Genomic DNA, 23,108 nt, shown 5'->3' with positions numbered 1-23,108 from the left:
TGCTGGGTAAACTCCTCCGAAACGACAGGAGGCCACCATGTTCCAGACACTCGTTGCCCTGATGGCATCGCTACACCTTTGGGCCACGCCCGCGCCGCAGGAAACGACGGATCTCTGGCTGACCGCCGAGGCGACATCGGGCATGACGACGCTTGTCAACAAGCAGCGGCAACGCATCGGGCGGGCGGCCTTGAACCGCTCGGCGGCACTTGATCGAATCGCGGCCGATCACGCCACGGACATGGCGAAGCGGGGATATTTCTCCCATCAGTCCCCCGATGGGCGCCAGTTGGGCGACCGCGCCGCGCGCCGGGGTTACCGGGCGTGCCTGATGGCAGAGAATATTGCCAAGGGTTACTCCACCGCCCCCCAGGTCGTGGACGGCTGGATGAAGTCCAAGGGACATCGCAAGAACATGCTGCATCGCAAGGTCTCGGAGTTCGGCGTGGCCGAGGCCGGTGACCGGATCTGGGTGATGGTGCTGGCACGCCCCGGCTGCTGAGGCCTCAGAGCCCCAGGCTGTCGGAAATCAACGGGTGGAGCTCGCGGCTATGCCCGCCCCCCTCGCCGCCCGGAACCAATGCCTCGTGCCGTGCGCCCGCGACATAGACCGCCGCGATGGCCCGGTCATCGCCCATCATGATGGTCGGGAAGACCGCTTCCCAGATCGTCTCCGCCCGCGCCACGCGCTGCGCAATGGCCGGTGTCGAGGCGAGATCGAGCACCACGAGATCGGCATCCGTTCCCGGCCGCAGCGTGCCGATCCGGCCCTCGGCGCGCATCGCGCGCGCGGAACCTTCGGTCGCCAGCCAGAGCAACTGCGCAGGATGCAGGGCGCTGCCCGCAAGCTGTCCGATCTCGTAGGCCGCCGCCATCGTGTGCAGCATGGAGAAATTCGAACCGCCGCCGGTATCGGTGGCCAACCCGACGATCTGCCCCTCACCCATGGCCCGCGCGGTATCGAAGATCCCCGAGCCGATGAAGGTGTTCGAGGTCGGGCAATGGATCAGCGCCGCCCCGCTTGCGCGCAGCCGGGCACGCTCGTCATCCGTGAGCCAGATCGCATGGCCGAACATGGCGCCGGGGCCCAGCAGCCCATGCGCCTCGTAGGTGTCCAGATAATCGCGCTTGCAGGGGTACAGCTCGCGCACCCATGCCACCTCGTCGGTCTGCTCGCTCAGATGGGTCTGCATCGGGCAGTCGGGATGCTCGTTCCACAGGCTGCCAAGCGCCTCGAGCTGCTCCGGCGTGGAGGTCGGCGAGAAGCGCGGCGTGATCGCATAGATCCCCCGCCCGCGCCCATGCCATGCCTCCAGCAGCGCCTTGCTCTCGTCATAAGCGCTCTTGGCATCGTCGCGCAGCCCGTCGGGGGCGTTTCGATCCATGCAGGTGCGCCCGGCCGCGACGGCCATGTTCCGCGCCTCTGCCGCCTCGAAAAAGGCGGTCACGGAGGACGGGTGGATGGTGCAGAAACTGGCGACCGAGGTGGTGCCATGCGCCAGCAGAAGGTCGAGATAGCGGTTGGCGATCTCGGCGGCATAAACCGGGTCGCCGAAGCGCATTTCCTCGGGGAAGGTATAGCTGTTCAACCAGTCGATCAGCCGCTTGCCCCAGGAGGCGATGATCGCCGTTTGCGGGTAATGGGCGTGCGAATCGACGAAACCGGGCAGGATCAGCGCATCGCCGTGGTCGATCACCTGTGCGCGGGGATGGGCCTTTTGCAGCTTCTCCGCCGGGCCTGTCTCGGCAATCGTACCCCCTCGCAACAAGACCGCACCGCGGCGCTCATGGCGCGCGGCCTCTTCGGGCGGAAGCTCGAACGGGTTGGCATGGATATCCAGCACCTGCCCCAGCAGCAATGTCTCTGTCTTGCTCATGAAAGTGAGCCTAGGGACAGGACATGCGCTCGGCAACGGGCAAGGCAGGTTGCACCCCGCTTCCGCGCGCTTATTCTATGTCGAAAGTGAAATCGGAGGGTGCAGCCATGGCCGAAGATACTGCCGACAAGGCAGGTCGTGACGACGATGCCTTCGTTCTGCCCAAGGATCGGGCGCGGGAAATCCTGCTGGCGATCAATCGCGGCGATTCGGCCGGGCTCGGGCGGATGCTCGACCAGCTTCACCCCGCCGACGTGGCCGACCTCATGGAACAGGTGGGCGACAAGACGCGCCACCTGCTGCTGCGATTCTGGGGCCGGGATATCGATGGCGAGATCCTGTCGGAACTCGACGAAAGCGTGCGCGCCGAAGTCATCGAGATGCTGCCCGACGAGGTGCTCAGCGAAGCCGTTCTGGACCTCGAATCGGACGATATCGTCGACCTGATCGAGGATCTCGGCGACGAACAGAAGGATATCCTGCTCGATGCGCTGTCCGCCAGCGAACGGGTCGCGGTGGAACAGGCGCTCAGCTATCCCGAAGGCTCCGCTGGCCGCCTCATGCAGCGCGAGGTGGTCCGCACGCCGGAGCACTGGACGGTCGGCCAGGCCATCGATTTCGTGCGCGAAGACGCCGAGGACCTGCCGGAGCAGTTCTACCACGTCATCCTCGTCGATCCGAAGATGCACCCGACCGGCTATGTTACCCTCGGCAAGCTGATGTCGATGCCGCGCAACAAGCCGCTGCGCGAGGTGAGCGAGCATTCCTTCCGCTCGGTTCCGGTCGATCTCGACGAGGCCGAGGTGGCCTATATCTTCAACCAGTACCACCTGATCTCGCTGCCCGTCGTGGATGGCGAAGACCGGCTGGTGGGGGTGATCACCATCGACGACGCCATGGCGGTGCTCGATGACGAGCACGAGGAAGATATCCTGCTTCTGGCCGGTGTGAACGAGGAGTCCTCGCTCTCGGACAACGCGATCGAGACGACGAAGCTGCGCCTGCCCTGGCTCGCGGTGAACCTGCTGACGGCGATTCTCGCCTCCATGGTGATCGCGCTGTTTGAAGACGTGATCGGGCGGGTCGTGGCGCTGGCGGTGTTGATGCCGATCGTTGCCTCCATGGGCGGAAATGCGGGCACCCAATCGCTGACCGTGGCGGTGCGAGCCATCGCCACCAAGGACCTGACGGGCTCGAACGTCTGGCGCGTGGTCAGCCGCGAATTGGTCGTGGGGCTTCTGAACGGGGCGGTTTTCGCCGTTGTCATGGGGCTGGTGGCGTTGTTCTGGTTCGGCTCCTCGCAGATCGGGCTGGTCATCGCGGTAGCGATGATCGTCAACCTCGCGGTGGCGGCGCTGGCGGGCATTCTCGTGCCGGTGACGATGGAGAAACTCGGGGTCGATCCGGCGCTGGCATCGGGCACGTTCGTGACCACGGTGACCGATGTGGTTGGCTTTTTCGCCTTCCTCGGGCTGGCCTCGATGGTGCTTCTTTGAACCTGGGCGCGATGAAGAAAGAGGCGCGACAGCACGCCTTCGCCCTGCGCAAACCCGCCCATGCCGCGTATCGAGCGGCCGCGTCGCAAGCGCTTTGCGATCACCTTGCCGGGACGGCGGGGCGGGTCATCGCGGGCTATCTTCCGATCCGCACGGAGGCCGATCCGCTGCCGGCGATGGAAGCGCTGTGCACCGCGAACCGGATTGCCGTGCCGATTGTCATCGGGCCGGGGATGCCGCTCGTCTTTCGGGAGTGGAAGCCGGGATGCCGGCTGGAGGAAGGTGCCTTTGGCGTGATGGTCCCGACAGGCGGTGAAGAGCTGATACCGGATCTCGTCATCGCCCCGCTTGTGGCCTTTGACCGGGAGCTGTTTCGCCTCGGCTATGGCGGCGGGTTTTATGATCGTACCCTGGAGAGGCTGCGCAGGCGGGGAAAGGTCGAAGCGCTCGGCTTTGCCTATTCGGCGCAATACCTCGAAAAGCTGCCTCTAGAAGCGACCGATCAACGCCTCGATGGCGTGCTGACCGAGAAGGGGGTATTTCCCCGCGCCCCTTGACGCTGACGCGTCGCGGAGCATTGAGGCCGGGCGCGCCTGCGGCGCGTGGGACAACTGTACGTTCCGCTTTCACACGAGAGGGGGTTGCTCCCCTTCCCATGCGGGGCTAGGGCGTTGGCCATGAAAATTCTCTTTCTGGGCGATGTAATGGGCCGTGCCGGGCGCACGGCGGTGGCGGAACGCCTGCCGGCGCTGCGGCGCGACTGGGGGCTGGATTTCGTCGTGGTCAATGGCGAGAACGCCACCTCGGGCATGGGGCTGTCGGGTGCCCATGCCAAGGCGCTGCTGGAGGCCGGGGCCGATTGCATCACGCTGGGCGATCACGCCTTCGATCAGCGCGACATGCTGCAATTCATCGAGCGCGAGAAACGTATCCTGCGGCCGCTCAACTTCGCCAAGGACGCGCCGGGGCGCGGGGCGGCGGTCTTCACGGCAACCGGTGGCCGCAAGATCCTGGTGGCGCAAGTTCTGGGCCAGATCTTCATGAAACGCCCCTTTGCCGATCCGTTCTCCGATATCGACGCATTATTGCGCGCACACCCGCGCGGCGGGATGGTGGCGGCCAGCCTGGTCGACATGCATTGCGAGGCCACCTCGGAGAAGATGGCCATGGGCCATTTCTGCGACGGGCGCGCCAGCGTGGTCGTGGGCACGCATACCCATGTGCCAACGGCCGATGCGCAGATCCTCCCCAAGGGGACTGGCTTCCAGTCGGATGCCGGCATGTGCGGCGACTACAATTCCGTCATCGGCATGGAAAAGGCCGAGCCGATGCGCCGTTTCGTCACCGGCATGCCAAAGGGCCGGTTCACGCCAGCGCTGGAAGAGGCGACGGTCAGCGGTCTCTACGTTGAAACCGACGACAGGACCGGCGAGACGACGCGGATCGAGATGGTCCGCCAGGGCGGGCGGCTGGCACAGGCGGGCCCCTGAACACGCCTGTGGCGGCTGGCCCCTTTTTCATCCGAGCATAGCCGCTGGGCTGACCGGCAGTTCTTCGGGCAGGCCCTGCCCGCCATGCGCGGGCGGGACATAGAACGCTTGCGCCAGTGCGCAGGCACGCTAAGGATGGCCGGTGGAGCAGCCATGGGACGCGTATGGAATTTCTGAACCTCGGACCGACCGGAGAACCGATCCTCGCGCTTTGTGTCGTGCTGACAATGTTCGTGCTGTTCTCGCGGGAGATTTTCCCGGCCGAAGTCGTCGCCATGCTCGGCGCGGCGGTCATGCTGGCCACGGGCATCCTGCCCTATGAGGCCGCGCGCGATGCCCTGTCCAACCCCGCGCCCTGGACCATCGCGATGATGTTCCTCGTGATGGGCGCGCTGGTACGGACCGGCGCGCTGGACTGGTTCACCCATATCGCCCAGGCACAGGCCGAAAGGGACCCGCGCCTGGCCATCGGCACCCTGATCGGGTTCGTCGTCATCGCATCGGCGGTGGTTTCCAACACGCCGGTCGTTGTCGTGATGATCCCGGTGATGGTCCAGATCTCGCGCACGCTCAAGCGGCCTGCCTCCAAGATGCTGATCCCGCTCTCCTATGCGGCGATCATGGGCGGCACGCTGACTCTGATCGGCACATCGACCAACCTGCTCGTCGACGGCGTTGCGCGCGCCAACGGAATGGAGCCGTTCGGCATCTTCGAAGTCACGCCGCTGGCCATCGTCATCGTTGCCTGGGGCATGATCTACCTGCGGTTTATCGCCTACAGGCTGCTGCCGGAGCGGGAGTCCATGGCCTCGCTGCTCTCCGACAAGCGCAAGATGAAATTCTTTACCGAAGTTGCCCTGCCGGAGGATAGCGATCTGATCGGGCGCAAGGCGGTCGAGGTTGGACAGTTCAAGCGCGACGGGGTTCGGTTGATCGACATTCTGCGCGGCGATGCCTCGCTGCGTCGGAACATGAACGAGGTCGTGCTGGAAGCGGGCGACCGGGTCGTGCTGCGCACGCGCATGGCGGAGCTTCTGAGCCTGCAGGAGAACAAGGCGCTGCGCCAGGTCGACAAGCTGAGCTCGGTGCGCACCGAGACGGTCGAAGTGCTGATCTCGCCCGGCGCACGCATGGTCGGCCGCACGCTGGGTCAGCTTCGCCTGCGCCGGCGTTACGGCGTCTACCCGCTTGCCGTGCACCGACGGAACCAGAATATCGGACGACAGCTCGACGATCTGGTGGTGCGCGTCGGCGACACGCTGCTGCTCGAAGGCGCGCCCGAGGATATCCAGCGGCTGGCCTCCGACATGGGCCTGGTTGATATCGCGCGCCCCTCGGCCCGTGCCTTCCGCCGCGAGAAAGCCCCCATCGCCATCGGCGCGCTGCTGAGCATCGTCGTGCTTTCGGCCATCGGGGTCGCGCCCATCCTGCTCCTGTCCTTCCTCGCGGTCGCACTGGTGCTGGTGACACGCTGCATCGACGCCGACGAGGCGTTTTCCTTCGTCGAGGGCCGACTGCTGGCGCTGATCTTTTCCATGTTGGCCATCGGTGCGGCGCTGGAAGCCTCCGGTGCGGTCGAGTTGATCGTCAAGGCGGTCTCGCCCTGGTTGATGCAGCTGCCGCCGTTCCTGATCATCTGGGCGATCTACCTGCTGACCTCCGTGCTGACCGAACTGGTCACCAACAATGCCGTCGCGGTCGTCGTCACGCCCATCGCGATCGGCCTGGCGACGGCGCTCGGGTTCGACCCGCGCCCACTGGTCATCGCCGTGATGGTCGCAGCATCGGCCAGCTTCGCAACGCCCATCGGCTACCAGACCAACATGATGGTCTATGGCCCCGGCGGCTACCGGTTCTCGGATTTCCTGAAGGTCGGGATACCGCTCAACCTGTCCATCGGTCTGCTCTCTTCCGCGCTGATCCCTGTGCTCTGGCCGCTCTGATACCAAAGAGCTGTCCGCCTCGGAACGCTGCGGGATTGCCCCCGGCCTGTTCTTTGGGCTATGGACGCGCAAATCATACGAAGTCCCGACCCGAACGGAGAAGACCCATGGCCGGCCATTCAAAATGGGCGAATATCCAGCACCGCAAGGGGCGCCAGGATGCAGCCCGCTCGAAACTGTTTTCCAAGCTCTCGAAAGAGATCACCGTCGCCGCGAAGATGGGCGATCCGGACCCTGAGAAAAACCCGCGCCTGCGCCTCGCGGTGAAGGAAGCCAAGTCTAACTCCGTCCCCAAGGACGTGATCGACCGGGCGATCAAGAAATCGCAGGCCGGAGATGGCGACGATTACGAAGAGATCCGCTACGAGGGTTACGGCCCGGGCGGCGTTGCCGTGATCGTCGAGGCGATGACCGACAACCGCAACCGCACGGCCTCCACCGTGCGCTCGACCTTCTCCAAGCATGGCGGCAATCTCGGTGAGACCGGATCTGTCGGTTTCATGTTCGAGCGCAAGGGCGAGATCACCTACCCGGCCTCCGTGGGCGACGAGGATTCGGTGATGATGGCGGCGATCGAAGCAGGTGCGGAAGACGTTGAATCAGATGAAGATTCTCACGTCATCTATTGCGCGGACACCGATCTGAACGAGGTTTCCACGGCGCTTGAGAGCGCGTTGGGAGAGTCGGAGCACACCAAGTTGGTGTGGAAACCGACCACCACGACCGAGCTTGACCTTGAAGGCGTGCAGAAACTGATGCGGCTTATCGAGGTGTTGGAGGATGACGACGACGTGCAGCGTGTCACCGCCAACCTGGAACTGACAGACGAGGTTGCGGCGCAACTCGACGCCTGATTTCCGGTTGATTTGCAAGAAACCCCGGTCAATCTCGACCCAAAATCCGTCCGAAACGACCGGTATTCCGGTCGTTTCGACCGTTTCAGGACCTCCTGAATCCGCCAAGCCTCCGTTTTTGACCCTTTTTCGGTCAAATGCGCCCCCGGTTTCGACCGAAAGCGCGACCGGTTTGGATGCCCGGCCTTACGCCGGGGTGTTTGGGGGCGCTCCCCGCGCTTCGCTGACATCGGGGCCGATGTCTGAAGAACCGCTTTCTCAAGCCCACAACACACCGCGGTTTGATGGCGTTTGCTTGATCCAACTCAGAGACAGGAGCAGCCGCCAATGCGAGAATTCCCTTACGTAAACCAAAGCGGAGGGAACTGAAGATGAATGTGTTGTTTTCACTTGCCGTGGGTCTTTGCGTGTCGCTTGCTCCGACGGCGTTATTGTCACAAGAGCGAGCAGAAGAACTTGGCAAGCAAGAATACACCGTCGCTTGTGCCGGTTGTCACGGCGAAAGCGCGATGGGAGACGGCCCCCTAGCCGGTCTCCTGAACATTTCGACCCCAAGTCTTTTGGAGCTTTCACAGGCAAATGGCGGAACCTTTCCTTACGAAGCGGTTCTGACAACGATCGATGGTCGCGACGGGGTAAGAGCGCATGGCAGTTCCATGCCGATCTGGGGTGAGCGCTTTCAATCCTCGGCGACCAGCCAGCGGGGAGAGACGGCGGAAATGGTGGCGAGGGGACGCATCTTGTCGCTCATCTACCACCTTCAGTCGATCCAGAAGTAACTGACTGGCCCAACCGAAGGAGACATCTGACACAAGGCATCAATTGTCTCCTACGTCGCCAAAGCCGCCCGGCTGTCGTCACTCGAACCCTCCACTGCGAGTAGCTGCGGTGGTGCGGTGTATCGCGTGGAGCCGGTGGGCTTGTGGCGTTGCAGCCGGGGCTTCGTGCGTCTAGACGGTCCGGGCGCAGAGCGGACGGGCGGCATGACGGAAGCATTCACTCAGGGGTTGCTGTTGAGTTTCAGCCTGATCCTCGCGATCGGGGCGCAAAATGCGTTTGTTCTGCGGCAAGGGCTGAAGCGGGAGCATGTGCTGGCGGTCGTGCTGGCCTGTGCGATCTCGGATGCGATCCTGATCTCGGTCGGTGTGTTTGCCTTCACGTCCCTTTCCAAGCTGCTGCCGGGGCTTGTCCCTGTCATGCGTTGGGGCGGTGCGACGTTCCTGCTGGCCTATGGCGCAATCAGTTTCCGCAATGCCTGGCGGGGTGGGGAGGCGCTGGAGGCCGGCAGAAACGGCGTTCGGAGCCTGCGGCAGGTGCTGGCGACGGTGCTGGCGCTGACCTGGCTGAACCCGCATGTCTATCTCGACACGGTCGGGCTGATCGGGTCGATCTCCTCGGGGTTTCCCGGCCGCGAAGCCGCCTTTGCCGCCGGGGCCGTTTCCGCTTCCTTCCTGTTCTTCTTCGCACTCGGTTACGGTGCGCGGCTGTTGCAGCCGCTCTTTGCCCGCCCCTTCTCGTGGCGCGTGCTCGATGTGGTGATCGGTATCGTCATGTGGTCCATCGCCGCCGGGCTGATTCTGGGCTGACCGCTTGGGCTTGTGGCCGCATTCGGAATGATGTCTGGTCGCCGCCATGAGCACCCCGCCCGAACAGCGCCCGTTGAAAGCCGTCCTGTGGATGGTCATGACCGGTTTCTGTTTCATTGGTGTGCAGGCGACGGTGAAGCATCTGGGGCCGGGCATCCCGCCCGCCGAATCGGCCTTCCTGCGTTACCTGCTGGGGCTGGTCTTCCTGATCCCGATGTGGCCCGAACTCAAGCGCGCGCGCCTGTCCCGCCGGGCGCTTGCGCTGTTCACCCTGCGCGGCGCGGCACAGGCAGGTGCGGTGATCATGTGGTTCTATGCCATGACCCGGATCACCATCGCCGAGGTGACGGCGATGAACTATATGAGCCCGATCTATGTCACGCTGGGGGCCGCGATTTTCCTTGGCGAGCCACTTGCCGCAAGGCGCATGGCGGCGATTGGCGTGGCGTTCCTCGGGGCCCTGGTCATCCTGCGGCCCGGGATGCGCGAGCTGGATCTTGGCCATATCGCCATGATCTTTGCCGCGCTCGGTTTTGCCTGCGCCTACCTTGTTGCCAAGCGCATGACCGGGGAGGTTTCCCCCACGGTCGTCGTGGCGATGATGTCGATCATGGTGACGATCTTCCTCGCCCCCTTTGCCTTTGCCCACTGGGTGCAGCCGACATTTCAGCAGTTGGGCTGGCTGTTCCTCGTCGCCTGTTTCGCAACGGCGGGGCATTTCACGATGACCCTCGCCTTTCAGGCAGCCCCGATGGCGGTCACACAACCCGTCACTTTCCTTCAGCTCGTCTGGGCGAGCCTGCTCGGCTGGGTGGTCTTTCACGAGCCGGTGGATGGATGGGTCGTGCTCGGCGGCTGCCTCATCATGGCCTCGGTCTCCTTCATCGCCTGGCGCGAAATGCGGCTGAAGGCAGCGCCCGCCGTGCCGCCGCCCCTGCCCCCGCAGGGCTGAGCGCTATTCGGCCGCCAGCGATTTCGGCGAGGCGCGCCCGATCTCCGTGATCTCCTGGATGATCCCGCGCAGGATGCCGCGAAAGGCCGGGAAATCCTTGCTCGGCACGATCCTGCCTTCATCCATGTAGAGCGACCTGTCGATCTCGACCTGAATCGCGTTCTGGCCATGCGCGGGCCGGCCGTAATGCTGGGTTATGAAAGCGCCGGCAAAGGGCGTGTTCCGGGACACGCGCAGGCCCGCCCGCTCGAACGCCGCCTGCACGCTGTCCATGATATCGCCAGTGCAGGCCGCCCCGAAACGATCCCCGAGAACCACGTGCGGACGGCTGTAGGACTTGCCCGACGCCGACCGAACCGCTTCATGCGGCATGGAGTGACAGTCGATCAGGATGGCCTGTCCGAAGGCGGCCCGGCTTTCCGCCAGAACCTGCCGAAGGGCGGCGTGATAGGGGTGCCAGACCTGCTCCAGCCGCCGCTGCGCCTCTTCCAGATCGATCTTGCCGCGGTAAATCACCCGCCCGCCCGCCACGACGCGCGGAATAACTCCCAGACCAGAGGCTATCCGCGGGTTATGCGCCTGAGAGCGAACGCCGCGCACCACTGCCGGATCGAGCTCGTCGGCACTGCGGTTGAGATCCACGAAGGCGCGCGGCGCGGTGGCGGCGAGCAAGGGCGCGCCGAGCCCCGGCGCGGTGTCGAACAGGCGGTCCACGAAAGCATCTTCGGAGGAGCGGATGCCGAGTTCGTCAAGCACTGTTCGGCGCAGGAAATCCAGGCCATAGTCACGCCCGCTATGCGGCGAGGCAAACACCACCGATGTGGTCCGGCTCCGGGGCAGTTCGAGGCGAAATGGCGGGTTTTGCATAGGGTCTCCTTGAGCCCCCATATAGCGGTATAAATTCTCTTGCCAAAAGCCCTTGAACCCGACGCGCGTTCCTTTTATACGCGCTCCACCGACGCGGAATCGACCGCGTTCTTTTCTTTCGGGATAAGGGCGGCAGGATGGTTCGGTACGGTACGGGCGGTTAGCTCAGCGGTAGAGCACTACGTTGACATCGTAGGGGTCACTGGTTCGATCCCAGTACCGCCCACCATTGAATTCGGGCCGGAGACGGCTCGCTGGCGAAACAATCGGCGCCGTTCTCGCGCCGGCGACTGAGGAAAGGGAAGACTATGAAAGTCCGCAACTCGCTCCGCTCGCTGAAGAATCGGCACCGGGATTGCCGTGTCGTGCGCCGTAAAGGCCGCGTATACGTCATCAACAAGACCCAGCGCCGCTTCAAGGCCCGTCAGGGCTGATTCAGCGACACAGCATTCGAACGAGGCCGCGTTTTTCGCGGCCTTTTTCGTTTCTGGGCGTTCTGATTGCAGGACTGTCGGCCCTTCGATAGCGCGCGTTTCGCCTGCGCGAACGACTGGTCGGATCGCACCTCCGTCGGAGGAACATCCGGTCACCAGATACCAGAACGGCATGCACGGTGTTGGCGCTCCGCCCCGGAAGCAGGGAGATTCGCCGCCCCACGCCTCAGGGCAATCCAGCCCGTCTTTGCTTGCGGCTGGAACGCTGGCGCACGATCTCCATGATCTCGGACGCCATCCGTCCGCGCCTGTTCAGATCCGTCATCACCCGCAGCCACGGCCCCGCGTGGTGGAAGAAGCTCATGTAGGACGCGCAGAAATAGTTCAGGCCCGGTTCGCCGTCCGAGGTCGCCAGAAGGCGGTGTTTCGGGCAGCCGCCATTGCAGGCAAAGCGGAATTTGCACTCCTGGCACTGTTTTGGGAGTGTCGTGCGCTTCTCCTCGCCGAATCGCTGTTGTTCCGGCTTGGCCACCAGCGCCTCGATCTTCTCTTCCATGATATTGCCGAGCCGGTACTCGGGATAAACATAATGATCACAGGAGAAAAGATCGCCGTTATGCTCCATCGCCAGTGCCTGCCCGCATTCCTCTGCAAACACGCATAGCCCCGCCGGACGGCCGAGCCAGAGACCGATCTGGACCTCGAAGAACTGGATGAATACCTCGCCCACATCGTGGCGGACCCATTCGTCGAAGACGGTATTGAGGAATTTCCCGAAATCCTTCGGCAAGACCGACCAGCGCGAAACCTGCGCCTCGATTTCGTCATCGCTCTGCGGCGGACCGGCGAGCGTGCCGTCCTCGGTGACGCGTTCGACAATCGGAATGAACTGGATGTGGCGGAAACCCACCTTCTTGAGGAACCGATAGACCTCCTTCGGCTTGCGCGCGCTTTCGCGCTGAACCACCACGAGGGCGTTGATTTCGACCTCATGCGCCTGAAGGAGGCGGATCCCTTCCATGACCTTGTCGAAGGACCCGCTTCCGTTGCGGTAATAGCGATAGCGGTCGTGGATCTTTTTCGGACCGTCGATCGAGACGCCGATCAGGAAGTCATGCTGTTTGAAGAAAACCGCCCATTCCTCGTCGATCAGGGTCGCGTTGGTCTGAAGCGCGTTGCGGATGACCGTGCCGGGCGGACAGTATTGCTGCTCCAGCTCCACGATCTTCCGGAAATATTCCACGCCCAGCATCGTCGGTTCGCCACCCTGCCAGGAGAACCAGATCTCCTGCGCGCCCGCCGCGTGCTGCGCGGCGATATAGTCCCGGATATAGGTCTCCAGGACCTCCTCGGGCATGCGAAACTTCTTCTCCTCGGGGTAGAACCGTTCCTTTTCAAGGTAATAGCAGTATTTGCAATCGAGATTGCATTTCGGCCCAATGGGCTTGGTCATCACCTGGAAATTGCGTGATGCGGCGCTGGATCTGTCGATTTCCACGGTGTCGGTCCTCCCACCGGTAAGAAGAGCATATTGGGTCTCACGGGGGAAATCACAAGCCGAAGGGGTGGCTCACCCCGGCACCGGGTAGCCGCGCCAGGATTTGATCGAGCGCAACGCGAAACTCGTCTGCATGCCCGAGACGCCCGGCAGACGCGCGAGGCAGCGGCGGTGAATCATGTCGTAATGGGCCACGTCCCGCGCCACGATGCGCAGGATATAATCCGCCGTGCCGGTGGTCAGAACGCATTCCAGGATCTCGTCGTAAAGCTGTACCGCCTTCTCGAAGGCATCCATCGCTTCCTGGCTCTGCGAGGTCAGCGTGATGTCCACGAAAACCTCCAGGTCCAGCCCCAGTGCCTTCGGGTTCACCCGCGCGGAATAGCCGTCGATCATGCCACTGGATTCCAGCAGCTTGACCCGCCTGTGGCAGGCCGATGTGGACAGCCCGATCCGCTCGGCCAGATCGGCCACGGCGATATGCGAATCCCTCTGCAATTCGCGAAGAATATGGGCGTCAAAACGATCCAAGATGTGATCCTTATATTTCCATCAATCTTCGGAAATTTTCCCGCAGGGCGCCAGTGGAAAGACAGAAATAGGAATCGCACTCGGCGCGTTTTGCGTAAGACTTCTTCCAATCGCGCTCAGGGCAGTAGGGAGTTTACCATGCTCATCGGTGTACCGAAGGAAATCAAGAACCACGAATACCGGGTCGGCCTGACACCGGAATCGGTGTCCGAACTGGTGGCGCATGGCCACTCGGTTCAGGTCGAGACAGGCGCTGGAACCGGGATCGGCGCCGATGACGAGGCTTATCGGACAGCGGGCGCCACGATCGGCGCCACGGCTGCGGAAATCTTTGAAGCGGCCGAGATGATCGTGAAGGTCAAGGAACCCCAGCCGGCCGAATGCGCCATGCTGCGGTCCGGCCAGATCCTCTATACCTATCTGCACCTCGCGCCCGATCCGGAACAGACCAAGGCGCTGATTGCCTCCGGCGTGACGGCCATCGCCTATGAAACCGTGACCAGCCCGACGGGCACGCTGCCGCTGCTGAAGCCGATGAGCCAGGTTGCCGGCAGGATGTCGATCCAGGCCGGCGCCACGGCGCTCGAAAAGGCGCATGGCGGGCGCGGCGTGCTGCTCGGCGGTGTTCCGGGCGTGCAACCGGGCAAGGTCGTGGTGCTTGGTGGCGGCGTGGTCGGCTTCAACGCGGCCCAGATGGCGGTGGGGCTCGGCGCGGACGTGACCATCCTCGACCGCAGCCCTGACGTGCTCGAACGGCTGGCCACCCATTTCGAGAGCCGTGCCAAGACAGCCTATTCCACCCAGACCCGTATTTCCGAGATGATCGCCGAGGCGGACCTGGTGATCGGTGCGGTCCTGATCCCGGGAGCCGCAGCCCCGAAGCTCGTCACGCGCGCCGATCTCGCCCTGATGAAGCCCGGCGCCGTGCTCGTCGATGTCGCCATCGACCAGGGCGGCTGTTTCGAAACCTCGCACGCGACCACCCATGCCGAACCGACCTACGAGGTGGACGGGATCGTGCATTACTGCGTGGCCAACATGCCGGGCGCGGTTGCGCGCACCTCGACCTATGCGCTCAACAACGTCACCCTGCCCCACGCCCTGCGGATCGCCGATCTGGGCTGGCAGGCCGCGCTGCGCAGGGACGTGCATCTGGCCAATGGCCTCAACGTCTGGAACGGCAAGATCACCTGCGATGCCGTCGCCGAGGCGCTCGGCTACGAGACCACCCCGCTTTCGGAAGCGCTCGCGGGTTAAGGCACTACAAACCACCACTCCACTCACGACCACTCACGGCAACACGACCGCCTCCCGTCATTGGGAGGCGGTCACATTTTTCTAGCGCGGCGAGATCAGGAAATTGCCGAAATCCGCGAGCATCTGGGACACGACCTGCTGGCTCATGTAGCCGGTCTCTTCCAGCCCACGCTCCCTCTGGAAGCGCCGAAGCGCCGCGCGCGTATCCGCGTCGAAGGTGCCGTCGACATTGCCCGGCGCAAGGTTCAACTGCTCCAGCCGCTGCTCGATCATCGTCCGCGTGACGGCATTCAGGCCGAGCGCCCCTTCGACGGCGCGCGCCTGTTGCATGGCCGCGCTATCGCCCCCTTCCAGCACCGCAACGCGTTCCCTGGCCTGCGCGGCATGCGCCCCCTCGGGATGCGCCGCGAGATAGGCGTTCAGCGCGGCGACGGTTCCGGCCTCGGACGCCGCCTGCCAATCTGCCAGCTCCTGCGCCTCCGCGCGTGCCCGTGCCGCCGCTTCGATGGCCGCCAGCCGTTCGCGCGCGATCGGTGCGTAGAGCCCCTCGGGATAGCGTTCGAGATAGGTCCGCAGCCCGGCCTCGTCCTCGGCCCCGGTCACCGCGGCCCAGGCCTCCCCGTCCAGCTTGTCCCGTTCCAGCTCCTGCCGGCGCTGCTCGGCGGCCAGTTCCGCCGCGCGCCGCTCCGCCTGCAGGCTCAGCCGTTCCACCTGCGTGGCGTCGAGGTAGCCCGTGGCGGGAAAGCCGTTCCTGGTCTGGAAACGCATGATCGCCGCCCGTGAGCCTTGCCCAAAGACGCCGTCCACCCCGCGCGGCTGGTAGTCCAGCAGGGTCAGCTCGCGCTGGATCTTCCGGCGCTCGTCCCGGCTCAGCCCAAGCTCCTCTTCCGCCAACCGTGCCAGCCGGTTCGGCTCCGTGCGGATCCGTTCAATGGCCTCGCGGGCCTCGGCGACAAAGAACCCTTCCGGGAAGCGCTCCAGGTAGCTTTCATAGCCTCCGACACTGTCCTGTGCCTTGGTCGCTTGCCAGATCGCCCGTTCGACCTCGGCCGCGTTCGGCGGCGCAACCGGACGTTCCTCGCCCACCGGCAGGAAGATAACGCGTTCCGGCAGGAAGCCGCGCCCGCGCAGGCCACGCGTCCCGGAGATGACCTCCGTCAGGCTGCGCCCCTCTTCCAGCAGCGGTCCGGCAACGAAGCTCGCGACCGCCTCGGAGCCGCCCTCGACAATCGTCACACCTTGCGGAACCGCGCCACGAAACAGGCCGGACTCCAGACCGTCGCCGGCCTCGACCTTGCCGCTCGCCGCGCCCAGCGCCACCACCGCGGCGCCCGGCACCCGCCCGGCAACGGCCAGGACGGTATCCACCGACAGCCCGATATCATCGACATTGGCCAGATCCGGACGCGCGGCCTTGTCGGCCTCGACCAACCAGCTCCGCTCCGCCCCGTGCAGGAAACTTCCCGAGAGATGGACGACAACGCGTTCCTCCCCCTCGATCCCGGCCAGGAAACCGGACAGCGCCGCGCGCATCGCGGTGACCGAGCCGGCATCCGCCGTGATCACCTCGAAACCGGCATCGCGCAACGCCTGTGCCGTGTCGACACCGTCGCCCGAGCCCCACAGCCCGCGCCGCTCCGCTTCCGGGGCGCCGATTACCAGCGCCCGATCCGCCCGCGCGGCACCCGCCGTAGCGGCGACACCGATGACTGCGGCCAGCGCCACGAGGTTCGGAATCAATCTGCTCATACCCGCCTCCAAGTATTTCTTTTGGGGCGAGTCTACGCCTGTGGCGCCGGTTATCAAATAGCAGCTCAGTCGTAGACGCGGCGATCCTCGATCACGATCCCGTCTTTGGGTAGTTCGCCCGGCGCTAGAACCTCGATCGACGCCTTCAGCTTCAGCAGGTCCTTCACGTCCTCGCCATATTCGGTCCAGTCGCCACCATCGGCCTCGATCTGGACATGCATGGAATCCATCTCGTTCTCGCGGCTGATGATCACCCGCGCCTTGTGCACATGGCTGTGCCGCGCCACCAGCTGCGCCACCTGTTCGGGTCGCACGAACATGCCCTTGACCTTGGTCGTCTGGTCGGCCCGTCCCATCCAGCCCTTGATCCGCGCATTGGTTCGCCCGCACGGGCTCTCTCCAGGAAGCCAGGCCGACATGTCGCCGGTGGCGAAACGGATCAGCGGGTAATCGGGGTTGAGCGTGGTCACCAGCACCTCGCCGACCTCGCCCGCTGCCACCGGATCCCCCGTGCCCGGGGTGACGATCTCGACGATGACGCCCTCGTCGACGATCATCCCCTCCATCGCCTCGCTCTCATAGGCGATATTGCCAAGATCCGCCGTGGCGTAGCACTGCAGCGTGGCAATGCCGCGATCCGTGTATTCCTGCCGCAGCGACGGGAAGAGCGCGCCGCCCGAGACCACGGCCCGCGCGAACCGGAGCGTCTCGCCCAACTCCTCGGCCCGATCCAGGATCACCTTGAGGAAATCCGGCGTGCCCGCATAAGCGGTCGCACCCACATCCACCGCCGCACGCACCTGCAGGTCGGTCTGACCGGTCCCCGCCGGCAGCACCGCCGCGCCGACCGCACGGGCGCCGTTCTCGAACATCATCCCCGCCGGCGTCAGGTGATAGCCAAAGCAGTTCTGAACGATATCGCCCTTGCCGATTCCGGCTGCATGCAGGAAGCGACCCAACCGCCACCAGTCCTGCGATGTCATTCCCGGTTCGTAAAGCGGCCCCGGCGACTGGAAGACATGGTCAAAACCCTGCGCCGGCCGGGTGGTGAAACCCCCAAACGGCTCATCGACCGACTGCTTGGACCCAAGCTCCGATTTGCGCAGAACCGGCAGGCCGGCCAGCGCCTCCGCATCCGTGATCTTTGCCGGATCCACCTTGGCCAGACTGTTGGCATACCCCACCAGCGCTTTCGCCGCCGCGATCTGCCGGGGCAGGTTTTCCGCCAAAGCCGCCGCCCGCTCATCCGCACTGCGCCGTTCCAACCCGTCAAATGGCTTGCTCATGTTCCAGATCCCTCCCTTGCCGCCAACCGCGCACCCGGACAGGCACCAATCGCGGCCACGTTCTGCAATTTGAACTCCCCCGCAGTTCACGCCACCCGCCAAGTGAAATCAACAGTCCGGATCGAAAACAGCAGACGCAAATTTCCCTACGGGTTGCCGCAGCTCCCCGTGCCATCATCTGTTCCCAAATATCCCGGGGGAGCGCTCGAAAGAGCGCGTGGGGGGCAGCGCCCCCCGGCGGAACGTCATGTCATCGCGGCTACCGCGAAATCAGGCCGCGAGGCCCTTGTTTCCCAGATCCAGGTATTTCCGGCGCCGATCCGCGATCAGGGCTGCCCGATCCAGCCCATCCAGCTCGCCCAACATCGCGGCAATTGCCGTGCCCACGCTGGCAATGGCCTGTTGCCGGTCGCGATGCGCCCCGCCAACCGGCTCGGCCACCACGCGGTCCGTCACGCCAAGCTCCAGAAGGTCCTGCGCCGTCAGGCGCAGCGCCTCGGCGGCCTCGCGCATCTTCTCCGCATCCTTCCACAGGATCGACGCGCAGCCCTCCGGCGAAATCACCGAATAGATCGAATGCTCCAGCATCGCCAAACGGTTGCCGGTCGCAAAGGCCACCGCCCCGCCCGAGCCACCCTCGCCGATGATCACCGAGACAAGCGGCACACCGATGGTCAGGCAGGCCTGGGTCGAGCGCGCAATCGCTTCCGACTGGCCGCGCTCCTCGGCGCCCTTGCCCGGATAGGCGCCGGGCGTGTCCACCAGCGTCACCACCGGCAGGTTGAACTTGTCGGCCAACTCCATCAGCCGGATCGCCTTGCGATAGCCCTCGGGGCGCGCCATGCCGAAATTCCGCTCGATCCGGCTCTGCGTGTCGTGGCCCTTCTCGTGGCCGATCACCACCACGGGCCGGTCATTGAAGCGGGCCATGCCGCCCATGACGGCGTGGTCATCGGCGAAATTCCGGTCGCCTGCCAGCGGCGTGTATTCGGTGAACAACGTCTCGATATATTCTTGGCAATGCGGGCGCTCCGCGTGGCGGGCCACCTGGCATTTCTGCCAGCGCGTCAACTTGCCATAGAGATCCTTGAGCATGGCCGCCGCCTTGGCGTCCAGCGCCGCGGCCTCGGCCTTCACGTCCATCCCCTCGTTCGAACGGGCCATCGCCCGAAGCTCCTCGGCCTTTCCTTCGATCTCGGCCAGAGGCTTTTCGAACTCCAGATAGTTCATCACGCGGCTCCCTTACTGCTCGCACCCATATGCGTCCGAACGGGGGGATTTGCAACAGAACCCGGACCGCCCGACCACGAACACGGAACATACTTGCGCGCATCGACGCGGCACCCAACCGGGCCGCCCGGAAAAAGGTGCGCCCGCCGTGGGTCTCCCCTCCCCCGGCAGGCGCAGCAGGACCTAGTCGAACGGATCAGCCGGCGATAAGCTCAGCCTGCTTCACGATCACTTCGGCCTGCTTGATCGAGGCGATATCCACGAGACGGCCCTTGTAGACCGTGGCGCCGGCCCCCTCCGCCTTTGCCTTCTCCATCGCCGCGAGAATCTCCTTGGCCTCGGCCACCGCCGCCTCGGACGGCGTGAACACCTCGTTGGCCAGCGCAATCTGCTTGGGGTGGATCGCCCATTTGCCGACCATGCCGAGCGTCGCGGAACGCCGGGCCTGGGCGACATAGCCGTCATCATCCGAGAAATCGCCGAACGGCCCGTCCACCGGCAGAACGCCATGGGTCCGGCAGGCGGCAACGATCGCGGCCTGCGCCCAGTGCCACGGGTCGGACCAATGCTTCACGCCCTCGCGGATCATGTAGTAGTTTTCCTGCGTGCCGCCGATGCCGGTGGTCTGCATGCCCATGGAGGCCGCGAAGTCGGCGGCACCAAGGCTCATCGCCTCCATCCGGGGCGAGGCGGCGGCGATCTCCTCGACATGGGCAATACCGGCCGCGCTCTCGATGATCACTTCGAAGCTGATCGGCTTGGTGCGCCCCTTGGCCCGTTCAATCGCGGTCACCAGCGCGTCCACGGCGTAGATGTCGCCCGCGCAGCCCACTTTCGGGATCATGATCTGGTCGAGCCGGTCCGAGGCCTGCTCCAGCAGGTCCACCACGTCACGATACCAATAAGGCGTGTCGAGCCCGTTGATGCGTACCGAGAGCGTCTTGTTGCCCCAATCGACGTCACCGATGGCCTCGATGATGTTCTTGCGCGCCGCCGCCTTGTCGTCGGGGGCCACCGAATCCTCGAGGTCGAGATTGATGACATCGGCCGCGCTCGCCGCCATCTTTTCGAAGATCGCCGGACGGGAGCCCGGGCCAAAGAGCTGGCAACGGTTCGGGCGGGCGGGGGCGGCAGGCTGAATGCGGAAGCTCATGACTCTCTCTGGCAAGTATATTTCGAATCTGGTTCGCTACGGGGTAGATTATTGCGCGCACGCTGACAAGACTCTTTTCGCAGTGGCAGCATAACGGCACGCCACGCGAACCCGCAAACGGGCAATCATATCGTTTTCAGAAAGGGTTACCGGCAGCGGGGGAAGGTTGCCGTTGCGGCATGGCCGGGCAGGGTTACTCGTCGCTTCCCTGAAGCCTGGCCACGGAGGCCCGCAGCGCCTCGTCCAGCCGGAGGCGCGCCGCGTCGACCGACGCCACATATTGCTCCAATGCCGGCGCCGCCTGCGGCAGCTTGTCCGCAACTGTCTTGTGCTGGCCGTAGAGCAGAGCAAGCCCGCCGAAGGTCAGGAACGCGATCCCCATGCCGATCCGGCGGCCACGGCTGCGTTGTTCCCGGGGCACACGGCTTTCCGCGTTCCGGGCGGAAGCGGCCTCCTCGGGCCGAAGGGTCGAGTTGATTTCCTCGACATCGGGAAGACGCTCGCGGCGCGGCGCCGCCTTGTCGCGGCGCTCTTTTTCCTCGACCGGAATGGTGTCCGACGGCACGACCCGCGCCGGTTCGCGCGGTGCGAGATCCGGCTCCGGCCGACGTGCGGCGCCCTGCGGGGCCGCCATGTCCAGCTCGCCCTGGCTCTCAAGCGAACCGCGCTCTGCCTTGCGGGCAGCCTGCTCGCGCGCGGCCTCCTCGCGCAGCACCGCCATGGCGGCTTCATCGACCGGACGACGGGGCGGGATCGGTTCAGGCTCGGGCGCCTCTTCGGGCGCGTCTTCCTCAACCTCCGGCACCGCTTCGTCGGGCAGGTCGGCCTCGAAGGACAGGTCTTCGTGTTCTTCGGGCGCTTCAAAGGTACTGGCAACCGAAGCCAGCGCCGGATCCGGCACCTCTTCGGCCGCTTCAGGCTCGGCGACAGCGGCGGAAGCCGGCCGCTCTACCGGCGGTTCGGGTTCCGTCTCCGGTTGGGGCGGCGCAGAAATCTCCGGTTCTTCGACAGGCGTTTCCGGAGCGGATTGGTGATCTGGATGATGCTGGAACCACGTCTTGCCGCAATTCGAGCACTGCACGTCCCGACCGGTATCCGGAATCACACGGGCATCGACCGCATACTGGGCTCCGCAATTTGGACAGGTAAGGCGCATGTCCCCTCTCGACGGGGCTTGCAAACTGCCCCACTGCTCTGACTTTTCTACGTTTATGCCTCGGGATCGGGGGGATGACAAAGAAAATGCACATCCCTTCGGATGCGAACCCCGTTGAAACGCGTCCGTTGCTCAGGCACAACGGGCCGCGCAGGCAGGGGAAGGAGATTTCGTGATCGAGCTGAACGAGGTTGCCTATTCCTACGGCAACGGCACCCTTCTGGGAGACGTCACGCTGCAACTCGCACCGGGGTCGTTTCATTTTCTCACCGGGCCTTCGGGCGCCGGCAAATCGACATTGCTCAAGCTGTGCTACATGGAATTGCTGCCGACATCCGGGCAGCTGTCCATTTTCAGCCGGGATGTGCATTCGCTGAGCCGGGACGATGTCGCCCGTACGCGCCGCCGGATCGGCGTTGTGCATCAGGATTGCCAGTTCCTCGACCACCTGCCGCTGACCGAGAACCTCGCCATGCCGCTCGCCGTCACCGGGCGCGATGCGGCCTCGGAGGACCAGAACCTGAAAGAGCTGATGGCGTGGGTCGGGCTGTCTTCGCGCGCCGACGCGCTGCCGCCGCAGCTTTCGGGCGGGGAACGCCAGCGCGCCGCCCTCGCCCGCGCCGTGATCATGGACCCCGAGATCGTGCTCGCCGACGAGCCGACCGGCAATGTCGACTGGGAGATGTCGCTGCGCCTGCTGCAATTGCTGGTGGAGCTGAACCGGATGGGCAAGACGATCCTCGTGGCCACGCATGATCTCAACCTGATCCGGGCCGCCAAGAGCCAGGTCCCGGCCCGCGTGCTGCGCATTGCCGGCGGAACGCTGTCGCTGGCGGGGGCGGAGCTATGAGCGTCTTTGGCAAGGCCGGCACCTTTCTGGCGGGAACGAGCGGCGCGGACCGCGTGGTGCCGCCCACCGGCTTCACCGCCCGGCTGACCGTGTTCACCGCCGCCGCCATGGCCTTTCTCGCCGTCTTTGCGCTGGCGCTGTCGCTGGCGACCGACCGGCTCGCGACCCGCTGGTCCGAAGCGCTGGCGCGGACGGCCACCATTCGCATTTCCGCCCCGCCGGAGCAGGCCGCCCAACAGCTGACCAACACCCTGACCGTGCTGGAGACCACCCCCGGCGTGGCCGAGGCGCGCCCGCTCGGCAATGCCGAACGCATGGCGCTGCTGGAGCCGTGGTTCGGGCCGGACCTGCCGCTCGATGCGCTGCGCATTCCGGAGCTGATCGAGGTGGTCGAGACCGAGGAAGGCGTGGACGTGGCCGGGCTCAGGGCACGGCTCGCGGGCGAGGCGCCCGGCGCCGTCTATGACGATCACACCCGCTGGCGCGAGCCGCTGGTCCATGCGGCCGAGCGGCTTCGGATGCTGGGCTTGCTGTCGCTGGGGCTGATCTCGGCGGCGACCGCCGCCATGATCACGCTGGCCGCGCAGGCCGCGCTCGCCGCCAATGAACGGGTGATCGCCGCGCTGCGCCTGATCGGGGCGCTCGACACCTATATCGCCCGCGCCTTCGTGCGCCGTTTCACGCTGCGTGCGCTGGTGGGCGCGGCGACCGGCACGGCGCTCGGCATGGCCGCCATCGCGCTGCTGCCAAGCGCCGATGCCGAGGGCGGCTTCCTGACCGGGCTAAGCCTCACCGGCACGAGCTGGCTGCTGCCGCTGGCCATTCCGCCCATCGCCGCCATCGTCGCCTTCGCGGCAACACGCTATGCCGCCTTCCGGCAATTGCGAAAGACAACGTGA

General features: G+C 64.9%; 22 protein-coding genes and 1 tRNA gene. 14 read left to right on the top strand and 9 right to left on the bottom strand.

Annotated features, from left to right (window positions below; all coding sequences use genetic code 11):
- The first annotated feature begins 37 nt into the window (after nt 1-37).
- Nucleotides 38-502 carry a CAP domain-containing protein gene (locus tag AX756_RS19275; protein WP_068315666.1) on the top strand — a complete coding sequence of 155 codons (465 nt, stop codon included), beginning with the start codon at nt 38-40 and terminating at the stop codon, nt 500-502.
- Nucleotides 503-506: 4 nt separating this feature from the next.
- Here the strand turns inward: AX756_RS19275 and guaD are convergent, their stop codons facing one another.
- Nucleotides 507-1,877 (bottom strand): guanine deaminase, encoded by a 1,371-nt coding sequence (gene guaD / locus AX756_RS19270; RefSeq protein ID WP_082739193.1) that lies wholly within the window; start codon nt 1,875-1,877, stop codon nt 507-509.
- 107 nt (nt 1,878-1,984) lie between these two features.
- Here guaD and mgtE point away from each other — a divergent pair, with 107 nt between their 5' ends.
- From mgtE to AX756_RS19230, 8 genes are all read left to right on the top strand, one after another.
- On the top strand, nt 1,985-3,373 hold the full coding sequence (gene mgtE / locus AX756_RS19265) for a magnesium transporter (protein ID WP_068315662.1): 1,389 nt from the start codon (nt 1,985-1,987) through the stop codon (nt 3,371-3,373).
- An 11-nt stretch (nt 3,374-3,384) separates the two neighbouring features.
- A complete protein-coding gene (locus AX756_RS19260) occupies nt 3,385-3,930 on the top strand; it encodes a 5-formyltetrahydrofolate cyclo-ligase (protein ID WP_231701104.1) in 546 nt (181 codons plus the stop codon).
- Nucleotides 3,931-4,050: 120 nt separating this feature from the next.
- Nucleotides 4,051-4,863, top strand: a complete 813-nt coding sequence (locus AX756_RS19255; RefSeq protein ID WP_068315742.1) for a TIGR00282 family metallophosphoesterase — start codon at nt 4,051-4,053, stop codon at nt 4,861-4,863.
- Between the two features lie 164 nt (nt 4,864-5,027).
- Nucleotides 5,028-6,806, top strand: coding sequence for an SLC13 family permease (locus tag AX756_RS19250; RefSeq protein WP_068315655.1), 1,779 nt, complete (start codon nt 5,028-5,030; stop codon nt 6,804-6,806).
- A gap of 107 nt (nt 6,807-6,913) precedes the next feature.
- Complete coding sequence (locus AX756_RS19245; RefSeq protein WP_068315652.1) at nt 6,914-7,660, top strand: YebC/PmpR family DNA-binding transcriptional regulator; 747 nt, start codon at nt 6,914-6,916, stop codon at nt 7,658-7,660.
- 371 nt (nt 7,661-8,031) lie between these two features.
- Nucleotides 8,032-8,439 carry a c-type cytochrome gene (locus AX756_RS19240; protein ID WP_068315649.1) on the top strand — a complete coding sequence of 136 codons (408 nt, stop codon included), beginning with the start codon at nt 8,032-8,034 and terminating at the stop codon, nt 8,437-8,439.
- Between the two features lie 204 nt (nt 8,440-8,643).
- The gene (locus AX756_RS19235; RefSeq protein ID WP_068315646.1) at nt 8,644-9,246 is read left to right on the top strand and encodes a LysE/ArgO family amino acid transporter; all 603 of its coding nucleotides are present in this window, start codon (nt 8,644-8,646) and stop codon (nt 9,244-9,246) included.
- Nucleotides 9,247-9,292: 46 nt separating this feature from the next.
- Nucleotides 9,293-10,198 (top strand): DMT family transporter, encoded by a 906-nt coding sequence (locus AX756_RS19230; protein WP_068315643.1) that lies wholly within the window; start codon nt 9,293-9,295, stop codon nt 10,196-10,198.
- 3 nt (nt 10,199-10,201) lie between these two features.
- Here AX756_RS19230 and AX756_RS19225 read toward each other — a convergent pair whose 3' ends face one another.
- Complete coding sequence (locus AX756_RS19225) at nt 10,202-11,065, bottom strand: N-formylglutamate amidohydrolase (RefSeq protein WP_068315640.1); 864 nt, start codon at nt 11,063-11,065, stop codon at nt 10,202-10,204.
- A gap of 154 nt (nt 11,066-11,219) precedes the next feature.
- Between AX756_RS19225 and AX756_RS19220 the strand changes: the two genes are divergently transcribed.
- Together AX756_RS19220 and ykgO are read left to right on the top strand one after the other, a co-directional pair.
- A tRNA-Val gene (locus AX756_RS19220) sits at nt 11,220-11,294 on the top strand.
- 79 nt (nt 11,295-11,373) lie between these two features.
- Nucleotides 11,374-11,499 carry a type B 50S ribosomal protein L36 gene (gene ykgO / locus AX756_RS19215; protein WP_005850168.1) on the top strand — a complete coding sequence of 42 codons (126 nt, stop codon included), beginning with the start codon at nt 11,374-11,376 and terminating at the stop codon, nt 11,497-11,499.
- Between the two features lie 226 nt (nt 11,500-11,725).
- Here the strand turns inward: ykgO and AX756_RS19210 are convergent, their stop codons facing one another.
- Both AX756_RS19210 and AX756_RS19205 read right to left on the bottom strand, forming a co-directional pair.
- A complete protein-coding gene (locus AX756_RS19210) occupies nt 11,726-12,997 on the bottom strand; it encodes an anaerobic sulfatase maturase (RefSeq protein WP_231701103.1) in 1,272 nt (423 codons plus the stop codon).
- Nucleotides 12,998-13,069: 72 nt separating this feature from the next.
- Nucleotides 13,070-13,528 carry an Lrp/AsnC family transcriptional regulator gene (locus AX756_RS19205; RefSeq protein WP_068315637.1) on the bottom strand — a complete coding sequence of 153 codons (459 nt, stop codon included), beginning with the start codon at nt 13,526-13,528 and terminating at the stop codon, nt 13,070-13,072.
- 138 nt (nt 13,529-13,666) lie between these two features.
- Between AX756_RS19205 and ald the strand changes: the two genes are divergently transcribed.
- Nucleotides 13,667-14,785: an alanine dehydrogenase gene (gene ald / locus AX756_RS19200; protein ID WP_068315634.1), complete on the top strand. Its 1,119-nt coding sequence runs from the start codon at nt 13,667-13,669 to the stop codon at nt 14,783-14,785.
- Between the two features lie 81 nt (nt 14,786-14,866).
- Here the strand turns inward: ald and AX756_RS19195 are convergent, their stop codons facing one another.
- From AX756_RS19195 to AX756_RS19175, 5 genes are all read right to left on the bottom strand, one after another.
- A complete protein-coding gene (locus AX756_RS19195; protein ID WP_068315631.1) occupies nt 14,867-16,534 on the bottom strand; it encodes a peptidoglycan-binding domain-containing protein in 1,668 nt (555 codons plus the stop codon).
- A gap of 65 nt (nt 16,535-16,599) precedes the next feature.
- Entirely contained in the window at nt 16,600-17,820 is a 1,221-nt protein-coding gene (locus tag AX756_RS19190) for a phenylacetate--CoA ligase family protein (protein ID WP_068315628.1), read from the bottom strand.
- Nucleotides 17,821-18,090: 270 nt separating this feature from the next.
- Nucleotides 18,091-19,053: an acetyl-CoA carboxylase carboxyltransferase subunit alpha gene (locus tag AX756_RS19185; protein WP_068315625.1), complete on the bottom strand. Its 963-nt coding sequence runs from the start codon at nt 19,051-19,053 to the stop codon at nt 18,091-18,093.
- Between the two features lie 193 nt (nt 19,054-19,246).
- The gene (locus AX756_RS19180) at nt 19,247-20,203 is read right to left on the bottom strand and encodes an L-malyl-CoA/beta-methylmalyl-CoA lyase (protein WP_068315622.1); all 957 of its coding nucleotides are present in this window, start codon (nt 20,201-20,203) and stop codon (nt 19,247-19,249) included.
- Nucleotides 20,204-20,396: 193 nt separating this feature from the next.
- Nucleotides 20,397-21,359 carry a zinc-ribbon domain-containing protein gene (locus tag AX756_RS19175; RefSeq protein ID WP_068315619.1) on the bottom strand — a complete coding sequence of 321 codons (963 nt, stop codon included), beginning with the start codon at nt 21,357-21,359 and terminating at the stop codon, nt 20,397-20,399.
- Nucleotides 21,360-21,531: 172 nt separating this feature from the next.
- Here AX756_RS19175 and AX756_RS19170 point away from each other — a divergent pair, with 172 nt between their 5' ends.
- Both AX756_RS19170 and AX756_RS19165 read left to right on the top strand, forming a co-directional pair.
- Nucleotides 21,532-22,209 carry a cell division ATP-binding protein FtsE gene (locus AX756_RS19170; RefSeq protein WP_068315615.1) on the top strand — a complete coding sequence of 226 codons (678 nt, stop codon included), beginning with the start codon at nt 21,532-21,534 and terminating at the stop codon, nt 22,207-22,209.
- Complete coding sequence (locus AX756_RS19165) at nt 22,206-23,108, top strand: cell division protein FtsX (RefSeq protein ID WP_068315612.1); 903 nt, start codon at nt 22,206-22,208, stop codon at nt 23,106-23,108. Before AX756_RS19170 ends, AX756_RS19165 begins: the two co-directional genes overlap by 4 nt.

Origin of the sequence: Aliiruegeria sabulilitoris (assembly GCF_001558155.1) — a bacterium.
GTDB classification, from domain to species: Bacteria; Pseudomonadota; Alphaproteobacteria; order Rhodobacterales; family Rhodobacteraceae; genus Tropicimonas; species Tropicimonas sabulilitoris.
Note: the sequence above shows the minus strand (reverse complement) of the source record. Positions and strands in the feature narration are given on the sequence as shown.

Bases quoted from the DNA above. Each gene is read 5' to 3' on its own strand.
- AX756_RS19225 (WP_068315640.1), bottom strand. From the start codon at position 11,065: ATGCAAAACCCGCCATTTCGCCTCGAACTGCCCCGGAGCCGGACCACA.
- ald (WP_068315634.1), top strand. From the start codon at position 13,667: ATGCTCATCGGTGTACCGAAGGAAATCAAGAACCACGAATACCGGGTC.
- AX756_RS19230 (WP_068315643.1), top strand. From the start codon at position 9,293: ATGAGCACCCCGCCCGAACAGCGCCCGTTGAAAGCCGTCCTGTGGATG.
- guaD (WP_082739193.1), bottom strand. From the start codon at position 1,877: ATGAGCAAGACAGAGACATTGCTGCTGGGGCAGGTGCTGGATATCCAT.
- AX756_RS19175 (WP_068315619.1), bottom strand. From the start codon at position 21,359: ATGCGCCTTACCTGTCCAAATTGCGGAGCCCAGTATGCGGTCGATGCC.
- AX756_RS19165 (WP_068315612.1), top strand. From the start codon at position 22,206: ATGAGCGTCTTTGGCAAGGCCGGCACCTTTCTGGCGGGAACGAGCGGC.
- AX756_RS19195 (WP_068315631.1), bottom strand. From the start codon at position 16,534: ATGAGCAGATTGATTCCGAACCTCGTGGCGCTGGCCGCAGTCATCGGT.
- AX756_RS19190 (WP_068315628.1), bottom strand. From the start codon at position 17,820: ATGAGCAAGCCATTTGACGGGTTGGAACGGCGCAGTGCGGATGAGCGG.
- AX756_RS19240 (WP_068315649.1), top strand. From the start codon at position 8,032: ATGAATGTGTTGTTTTCACTTGCCGTGGGTCTTTGCGTGTCGCTTGCT.
- AX756_RS19250 (WP_068315655.1), top strand. From the start codon at position 5,028: ATGGAATTTCTGAACCTCGGACCGACCGGAGAACCGATCCTCGCGCTT.
- AX756_RS19245 (WP_068315652.1), top strand. From the start codon at position 6,914: ATGGCCGGCCATTCAAAATGGGCGAATATCCAGCACCGCAAGGGGCGC.
- mgtE (WP_068315662.1), top strand. From the start codon at position 1,985: ATGGCCGAAGATACTGCCGACAAGGCAGGTCGTGACGACGATGCCTTC.
- AX756_RS19255 (WP_068315742.1), top strand. From the start codon at position 4,051: ATGAAAATTCTCTTTCTGGGCGATGTAATGGGCCGTGCCGGGCGCACG.
- AX756_RS19180 (WP_068315622.1), bottom strand. From the start codon at position 20,203: ATGAGCTTCCGCATTCAGCCTGCCGCCCCCGCCCGCCCGAACCGTTGC.
- AX756_RS19275 (WP_068315666.1), top strand. From the start codon at position 38: ATGTTCCAGACACTCGTTGCCCTGATGGCATCGCTACACCTTTGGGCC.
- AX756_RS19260 (WP_231701104.1), top strand. From the start codon at position 3,385: ATGAAGAAAGAGGCGCGACAGCACGCCTTCGCCCTGCGCAAACCCGCC.
- AX756_RS19235 (WP_068315646.1), top strand. From the start codon at position 8,644: ATGACGGAAGCATTCACTCAGGGGTTGCTGTTGAGTTTCAGCCTGATC.
- ykgO (WP_005850168.1), top strand. From the start codon at position 11,374: ATGAAAGTCCGCAACTCGCTCCGCTCGCTGAAGAATCGGCACCGGGAT.